The organism is Polyangium sp. 15x6 (assembly GCF_029960785.1).
Taxonomy (GTDB): Bacteria; Myxococcota_A; Polyangia; order Polyangiales; family Polyangiaceae; genus Polyangium.
On record NZ_JASBQE010000205.1, the window covers coordinates 1 to 6522 of the forward strand.

Below are 6522 nucleotides of genomic sequence, written 5' to 3' on the forward strand. Positions count from 1 at the left end.
CGATGCCGCCTGCGCCGCCGCTGCCGGCCATCACGCCGCCGGCGCCGCCGTTGCCGGCCATCACGCCGCCTGCGCCGCCGATGCCGCCTGCGCCGCCGCTGCCGGCCATCACGCCGCCGGCGCCACCGATGCCACCGGAACCACCGATGCCACCGGAGCCGCCTGCGCCGCCGATGCCACCGGAGCCGCCGTTACCGCCGTTACCTCCGGGGCCGGCCATCATGCCGCCGATGCCGCCGCTCCCGCCGGAGCCGGTCGTGCTCCCCGTGGTTGTGGTTGGGATGATCGCACCGTCGCCACAGCCGATCGCGGCGACCGCCACCAACACGAACCAAGGACGTCGTAACCTTCGCCGCTCCAGCATCGTCATCTCCATGCAAGAAGCCGTTGGACCGCACAGCGTAAGCAAAAAACTTCGACGTCGCAGGATGGTAAATGTTGTTACCACTACCATCCGTCCTTGCTTGTTGCTCAAACCACATGATTGGTGATCGGGGTCACGCGCCTCTGGGGCGCACGTGAGGGGCGCGACGCTCTCGACGCCGCGGCGGCGCTGGGCCAGAAGGGCTCGGATGCAGGAGACTCGTCCGGGGAGCCCCTCCCGGCTCCTCGATCCCGCCTTCGTTCGCGAGCTCGAGGTGCTCAGGCGCAGGCTCGAGATCCGCGCGCGCTCGGGCGCTTCGGGCGAGCACGTGGCGCGGCGGCGCGGCGGTTCGGCGGAGTTCCAGGAGCACAGGCCCTACAGCCCCGGCGACGACCTGCGCCGCATCGACTGGGCCGCCTACGCGCGCACCGACGAGCCCGTGCTGAAGCTCTTCCGCGCCGAGGAAGACGTGATCGTGCGGCTCCTCGTGGACACGTCCGCGAGCCTCGATTTCGGCGAGCCGCCGAAGTTCGAGGTGGCCTGCCGCATCGCCGCGGCGTTCGGGTACATGGCGCTCGCGGCTTCGGAGCGAGCGCAGGTGATCTCGGCCGGGGAGGGGATTCAACGCGAGGAGACGCCGGTGCGGGGCCGGAGCGGACTGCCGGCGCTGCTCCGCGCGCTCGGAGGGATCACACCGCAGGGCGGGACGGACCTCGCGCGGGCCATCGATCGGCTGATACAAAAGAACAAGCGTGCAGGGATGCTCCTCGTCGTGTCCGATTTCCTCGACGGCGGGCCGCTCGGCCCCGCGCTCACCCGCGCGGCCGCGGCCGGGCACGATCTCGTGCTCGTGCAGGTCGTCGCGCCCGAGGAGATCGAGCCTCCGTACGAGGGCGACTGGGCGCTCGAGGACGCCGAGACCGGCGCGGTCGTCGAGGTGACCATGGATGCCGCGGCGATCGAGGCGTACGTGCTGCGTTTCGCGGGCCTCTGCGAGGAGCTCAGGCAGATGGCGAAGCGGCTGCGCGCGACGTACGTGCGGGTTCGGACGGACGAACCCATGGAGAGCGCGATCCGGCGGATCGTCGCGAGGAGCATCGACTGAATGTCCTCGCCGCTCGATCTGCTCGCGCCGAAAGGGCTCGCGCTCCTGGGGCTGCTCGGCCCGCTGGTGCTGCTCTACATCCTGAAGGTGCGGCGGAAGAAGAAGCGCGTCGCGTCGACGTGGCTGTGGGCCTCGGCGAAGCGGGACCTCATCGCGCGTTCGCCGTTCCAGAAGCTCATCGCGCAGGTGCCGCTCATCCTGCAGGCGCTGGCGCTGCTCCTGCTCGGGTTCGCGCTCGCGCGGCCGGCGACGCGCGGGAGGGCGATCACGGGCGATCACCTCGCGATCATCGTGGACGCGAGCGCGTCGATGTCGGCGCAGAGCGCGGCCGGCGCGGAGACGAAGACGCGGATGGAGCTCGCGCGCAAGGTCGCCGAGGACATCCTGTCGTCGCTCGGGCCGGGCAGCGACGCGCTCTTGCTCGAAGCGGGGCGTGATGCGCGCGTGGTGGCGCCGCTCGATCGCGACGCGGTCCGGCTGAAGGCCGCGCTGAAGACGCTACGCGTGCACGACGTGGAGGGCGATCTCGGCGCGGCCGTGGCGCTCGCGGTGGATCGGCTGCGGCAGCTCGGCGGATCACGGCGGATCGTGGTGATCACGGACGGCAACCTCGCCGCGCCGGCGGCGCTCGCGGGAGCGTCCTTGCCGATCGAGGTGATCACCGTGGGCACGCCGGTGGAGAACGCTGCCATCGTGCGCGTCGACGTGCGGTCGGGGATCGAGCCGACGCTGAAGCGCGAGCAGGTGCAGGCGTTCCTCGTGATCGCGAACTTCGGCAAGTCGCCGCGCGAGCTCTACGTGACGATGCGCGAGGACAACGCGTCGGACGTGCTCGCGTCGCGGAAGATCCTGGTCGCGCCGGGCGAACGTCAGGCCGTGGTGCTCGACTTCCTGCCGGCGCCCGGCGACTACCGGCGCGGGCTCATCTTCGACATCGCGCCGCACGACGCGATGGAGGTCGACGACGCGGCCTTCGCGCGCGTGCCGGCCGGGGACAAACTCCCCGTGGCGTACGCGGCGCCCGATCCGCAGAAGATGTCGCCGTGGATCGAGCGGGCGATCATCAGCGATCCGGCGACGACGCTGAAGACGCTGTCGGTGACGGAGCTCGCGCAGCCGGCCGCGGTCGAGATGGACGCGTTCGTCGTGGTGGAGGGCGCGTGCCCGGACTTCGTGCCGGGCGGGGATCTCCTGATCGTCGGGCCGCCCGCGGGTCGATGCTTCGGCACCGTGGTGGGAAGGACGCTCGAAGCGCCGTCGATCACGTCGTGGGAGAGCGGCGATGCGCGCATGCGGTTCCTCTCGCTCGACGGCGTCTCGATCTCGCGCGCGGCCGCGCTCAAGCCCGAGGGCCCCACGCAGGAGCTCATCCGCACGCAGGACGGCACGATCGCGACCGACATCTCCACGCCGACGCGCACGGGCACGCTGCTCGGTTTCGACGTCGGCGACAGCGACTGGCCGCTCAAGGCGAGCTTCGTGCTCTTCATGCGCAACCTCCTCGAGCAAGCGCGCATCCATCGCGCGCACGGCATCACGGGGCCCGCGCGCGCCGGCGAGCCCTTGCGCGTGCGCCTGCCCGCGTCGGCGAAGGACGTCGAGGTGAAAGGCCCGACGGGCGATCGGCTCGACGTGTCGCTGCGGAGCGGGCTCGCGGTCGTGCCGGAGATCTCGAAGGTCGGCCTCTATCAGCTCTCGTGGCAAGGCCCCGAGGGCGGCGCGCTCGTGGCCCCGGCGAACCTCACGAGCGCGGCCGAGAGTGACCTCGGCAGCGTCATGGCCCCAGCCGGAGCGGGCAAGGACGAGATCAAGGTGACCGCCGCGGGCACGGAGCCCGACGCGCACAACGAGTGGAGCTGGGTGCTCGCGCTCGTCGCGCTCGGCTTCGTGGTCTTCGACATCTGGTACCTCACGCGCAAGCCCCGCCTCGCGCCCGCGGCCGCGCCCACCGCGCCGAAGCGCCCGCCGGCGCCGGAGAGGAGGGCCGCGGCGTGATCTCGGTCGACGTTTGGGGCTTCGGATTGCCTGCGGCGTCCTTCGCCCCAATCCCCAGTCACTTGCTCCCGTACGTGCCCTTCGTGGTCGTCGGCCTCGGCCTGCTCGTGTTCGTCCTGATCGCCCGGTGGGTGATCCGCGAGGCGGGCCTCACGAAACGCAAGATCTTGCTCGCGGGCATGATCGTCGGCGCGCTGCCCGCGCTCTACGTGGGCCTCGTCTGGACGGGCCTCGTCCCCGGCGGTTACCTGCGCCTCGCGCGGCCGCAGATCGCTCTGCTCGTGCTCGCGTCGACGACGTTCGTCGCGTACCGCATGGCGACCGGCTGGACGAACCAGGGCCCGCTGCGCACGCGGCTCGGCGACCTCCTCGCCCAGCTCGCCACGTTCATCGCGGCCATGGCCGCCGCTGGGCCCGAGCTCGGACGGCCGCTCGATCGGCTCACGGTGCTCGTCGCGATCGACCGCAGCCGCTCGATCGACCTCGTCCCGAGCGCCGAGCAGCGCATCAAGCAGGAGCTCGCGGTGGCCGAGCTCGGCATGCGCGAGGAGGATCGGATCGGCACGATCATCTTCGGCGCGGACGCGGCGACGGAGGATCCGCCGCGGCCGAAGTCGGACCTGCCGGCGCCGCAACGTGTCTCCATCGGGCGCGACGGGACCGACCTCGGCGCGGCGATCCGGCGCTCGCTCGCCGAGGTTCCCGCCGACAGCGCCGCGCGCATCGTGGTGATCTCGGACGGCGTGGCGACGCGCGGCGACACCATGGCCGCGGCCGCGGCGGCCGTGGCCGCGGAGATCCCGGTCGACGTGGTTCCGCTCGAACAACGCTCGATCCCGGACATCCGCGTGGTCGCGCTCCGAGCGCCGACGCGCGCGGACGAGGGCGAGCCCATCGATCTGCGCCTCGTGACCTCGTCGCCGAGCCCGGCCGCGATCCAGATCCGCCTCCGGCGCGACGGCGAGCTCATCGCGGAGTCGGGCGCGAAGATCGCCGCGGGCGAGGACGTGCTGCGCATCCGCGAGAAGGCGCCCGGCCCCGGGTTTCACCGCTACGACGTGGAGATCACCGCGGCCGATCCGACGCTCGATCAATCCCCCGAGGACAACGCGGGCAGCGCTTTCATGCGCGTGCGAGGTCAGGCCTCGGCGCTCGTGCTCGACGGGGACGCGGGCAAGACGACGTTCATCGCGCGCGCGCTCGAGGCGGCGGCGTTCAAGGTGGACGAGGGCTCGACGAGCAGCGTGCCCGCGGACCTCGCGGGGCTCGTCGGCTACGACCTCGTCGTGATGGGCGACGTGCGCGCCTCGGATCTCTCGCCCGGCCAGATCGACGCGCTCGCGAGCTACGTGCGCGACCTCGGCGGCGGCCTGCTGCTCATGGGCGGCGATCGCAGCATGGGCCCGGGCGGGTACGCGCGCACGCCGCTCGAAGAGGTCTCCCCGGTTTCGTTTGACCTCAAACAAGAGCGTCGCCGCGCGAGCCTCGCCGAGGTGATCGGCATCGACATCTCCGGCTCGATGGCGGCCAACGCCGGCGCGCACACGAAGCTCGAGCTCGCGAACGAGGCGGCCGCCCGCAGCGCGGCGCTGCTCGGCACTGGCGACCGGCTCGGCGTGCTGCACGTGGACACCGAGGTCCACTGGAGCGTCCCGCTCGGCCCGGTGAGCGACAAGGCCGCGATCGACAAGGCGATTCGCGGCGTCGGCCCCGGCGGCGGCGGCATCCTCGTCGACATCACGCTCGAAGCCGCGTACGCCGCGCTCGCGAAGGAGAAGGTCAACCTCAAGCACGTGCTCCTCTTCGCCGACGGCTCCGACGCCGAGCAGATGGGCCCGTGCCGCACGATGGTCTCGGACGCGCTGCGCGCCGGCATCACGACGAGCGTGGTCGCCCTCGGCAACGGCGGTGACGTGCCGGAGCTCGAGACGCTCTCGCGCCTCGGCAGCGGTCGCTTCTACCTCATCGAGGACGCGAACCGCCTGCCCGCGGTCTTCACGCAGGAGACGATCCTCGCGTCGCGCTCGTCGATCGTCGAGAAAGAGTTTCGCGTCGCCCGCAGCGCACCTTCCCCCATCCTCTCGGGCGTGGCCCTCGACGAGGCCCCCTCGCTCGACGGGTACGTCGTGGCGATCCCGAAGGGCCGCGCGAGCGTGCTCATGACCGGGCCCGAGGGTGATCCGATCCTCGCGGTGTGGTCGGCGGGTGTCGGTCGATCCGGCGCGTTCACGAGTGATCTCAAGGATCGCTGGGGCCGCCGCTGGACCACGTGGCCTGGCGCGGCGCGGCTCGTCGGTCAGCTCGCGCGTGACCTCACCCGCAAGGGCGAGGACGGCCGCGTGCGCGTCGAGGCCGATGCCTCGGGCGGCGAGCTTCACGTGCGGGCCACGGTCGTCGGCGACGATGGGCGCGCGCAATCGTTCCGCCGACTGATGGTGCGCGTCGCCGGGCCCGACGGGTTCGTCCGAGAGACCGCGCTCGAAGCGACGGGCGCCGGCGCGTATGCCGCCTCGATCCCGCTCTCGCGCCCGGGCACGTACATCGCGATCGCGAAGGACGAGCAGTCGGGCGACGTCGTCGGTACAGCGGGCGCGGCGCTCACGGCGGGCGAGGAGCTGCGGCCCACGGGCTCCGACGCGGCGCTGCTCGGCCGCATCGCAGACCTCACGGGCGGCAAGCGCCGCGACACGCTCGCGGGCATCTTCGGCGACCGCGCCGCGCGACGTTTCTCCTACCAGGACATCACATCCCTCCTGATCGCGATGGCCGGCTTCGCGCTCCTCCTCGCGGTCGCGGCGCGTCGCTTCGCCTTGCCGGAGCCTGTCCTCGCCTGGGCCGCGCGCGCGCGCGCCGCGCTGCAACCGAAGCCCACCGAGGCCCACGCGCGCCCAGATCCTCGCTCGCCCGACGCCGTCGTCGGCGCGCTCCTGCAAGCGAAAGAGCGCGCTGCCCGCGAGCGCGCCGCCCGCGAGGCCCCACTCCCCGCGGCTTCGACCGCCGCGCTCGCGCAGCCCTCCGCGCCGGCGCCGCACGCGCCTCCGCCGGCCGTCGCGAGGCC

General features: G+C 72.5%; 3 protein-coding genes and 1 pseudogene. 3 read left to right on the forward strand and 1 reads right to left on the reverse strand.

Annotated elements, in window-relative coordinates; all coding sequences use genetic code 11:
- A pseudogene (locus QHF83_RS52600) lies at window positions 1-376 on the reverse strand (hypothetical protein); the annotation flags it as partial.
- A 196-nt stretch (window positions 377-572) separates the two neighbouring features.
- Here QHF83_RS52600 and QHF83_RS52605 point away from each other — a divergent pair.
- From QHF83_RS52605 to QHF83_RS52615, 3 genes are all read left to right on the forward strand, one after another.
- Window positions 573-1469: a DUF58 domain-containing protein gene (locus tag QHF83_RS52605; RefSeq protein WP_282425752.1), complete on the forward strand. Its 897-nt coding sequence runs from the start codon at window positions 573-575 to the stop codon at window positions 1467-1469.
- Window positions 1470-3464, forward strand: coding sequence for a VWA domain-containing protein (locus QHF83_RS52610; protein ID WP_282425753.1), 1995 nt, complete (start codon window positions 1470-1472; stop codon window positions 3462-3464).
- Window positions 3461-6522, forward strand: a 3062-nt coding sequence (locus QHF83_RS52615) for a VWA domain-containing protein (RefSeq protein WP_282425754.1), incomplete at its 3' end; no start/stop codon positions are given. The genes QHF83_RS52610 and QHF83_RS52615, both read left to right, overlap by 4 nt.